The sequence below is a fragment of the Caballeronia terrestris genome (assembly GCF_001544515.1).
Classification (GTDB): domain Bacteria; phylum Pseudomonadota; class Gammaproteobacteria; order Burkholderiales; family Burkholderiaceae; genus Caballeronia; species Caballeronia terrestris.
In genome coordinates this window covers 1-1,886 of sequence record NZ_FCOL02000327.1, presented here as the reverse complement: position 1 = coordinate 1,886, position 1,886 = coordinate 1, and the positions used below count along the sequence as shown (strand labels likewise).

Below are 1,886 nucleotides of genomic sequence, written 5' to 3'. Positions count from 1 at the left end.
GCTTCATCTCGCTCATCCTTCGCTATCGGATGAGCTATTTTACCGCGCCAAAATGGCGTTTTGACACGGTCTGGGCCATGAAACGCCATTCGCCGGGGCCGTCGCGCCGACATTTAGGCGTCGGCTCTACCCAGACAGCTGACCTTCGTGCGAGGTGAGCGGCCCTTCGTTTGGGCCGGCAATGCGACGCAGGCCCGAGAAACTTTCACGCGTCGAATCATCACTTTCCGTTACCGTTGGTTGGCGTTAATAAGAACGCGTGCCTGACATTCTGGTTATTAATAGTCATACCTCCCACAATCTTCCCTGAATCGTTGATGGCGTATGCATAAAGGAGCGTGACGCCTGCGCCACTGCCATCAAGAACCGTGTTGAGGTCAGTAAGGGTGGTGCCGTTCCAGATCGTCGCGTGGTATGCGCCGCTCGCGTTGATGTTACTCTGCCCGACTATTTGACCCGATTTATTGATGTCGATAGCGACACTGTAATTTCCGGCGAGTGTCCCCAAGTCAGTTGCTCTTTGACCATTCCATATGGTCGCATGAGTAGCGGCGTTGCCTACGGTAAGGCTAGACCCAACTATCTGCCCGCCCTTGTTGATAGCGATGGCAGTGCTCTCCATCCCGCCGAGGGTGCCCAAGTCGATTGGGGTAGTACCATTCCAGAGCGTGGCGTGGTATGTGTTGCCGACCACGCTGCTGGTACCGACTACCTGTCCGGCATCGTTAATACCCCTAGCATAACTATTTGACCCACCAGAGGTACCAAGATCAGTGAGGCTCGTGCCGTTCCATAAAACTGCGTGATAGCCGGGGCCACTGCTGGCGTTGCCTGCGAAGAAGCCACTTCCCACTACTTGTCCTGATTTATTGATACGAGAGGCCTCACTGGAGTTACCACTGAGCGAGCCGAGAGTACCCAAATCAGTGATGGAGGTGCCGTTCCAAATGAATGCGTGATTAGCATTACTTGCGGTGAAGCTCATCCCAACCACGTGCCCGGCCTTGTTGATGGAAAAAGCGAAGCTCTCTGTTCCACCGAGGGTGCCCAAGTCGGTCGCGGTAGTGCCATTCCAAAGTGTGGCATGGTAAACATTGCTCGCGGTTAAGCTAGTTCCGGCTACCTGTCCAGCATCGTTGATGCCAGCGGCAACGCTGTCCGTTCCGCCAAGAGTGCCAAGGTCTGTAACTTTGTACAAGGTCGTTGCTTTTACCTTAGAAGCGGAAGCCGAAGGAGCTGTTGTGTCGATAGACCTGGCTGATGCAGTCGGTGTCGATGAGTTGTCACCACCGCAAGCCACCAGGAACCCCGCCAGTGAGATGGCGACCGCGAAGTTTAAAAGGGAACGACTCGAAACAGATGAATTTTGCATGATGCTTCCTTGAGCGCGTCGCGTGGCGAAGAAGCTCTGAAGCACGCACGCGATCATCGGACGGTATAGGGGAAGACAGAGGAGCGCGACCGCAAAGGCAGGGCCGCTTGCACAGTCGCACCTTGACGCACGTCTGCCTCCGTTTGGAATAGAAGTCCCTGCCAACGAACCCGTGCGCGTCTTGCGGCGACACGGGCCTGATGTTTGACTGCAATCTCAAGCCATTGGACTCTGCCTGGGCCGCGGAACGTTGACGTAGGTCACTGTATTAGCTTAGATCGCACCTGACAGGCATACAAGGTTGGTCTCCAAACCGTCTGCGCAACGGTTGGACATTGGAAGCAGCCCGTTGGTGTGATCGTGGGCGGAGTGGCCGAAACGGGTCGCAGAGCGACCTCCGTTGAAGGCTCTTTTGTCAGGCAGATGCCCGAGTGTCCGTAAGCGTCATGCAGAGGCCGCGCCGACCGTTCAGAACTCAAATTCCGATAGTCGTTCGTTGACGGCAGCGAGGTCA

General features: G+C 55.7%; 1 protein-coding gene. It reads right to left on the bottom strand.

Annotation, left to right across the window (positions count from 1 at the left end; genetic code table 11):
• Nucleotides 1-220: 220 nt before the first annotated feature.
• Nucleotides 221-1,372 (bottom strand): HAF repeat-containing protein, encoded by a 1,152-nt coding sequence (locus AWB67_RS37095; RefSeq protein ID WP_159965149.1) that lies wholly within the window; start codon nt 1,370-1,372, stop codon nt 221-223.
• Nucleotides 1,373-1,886: the final 514 nt, after the last annotated feature.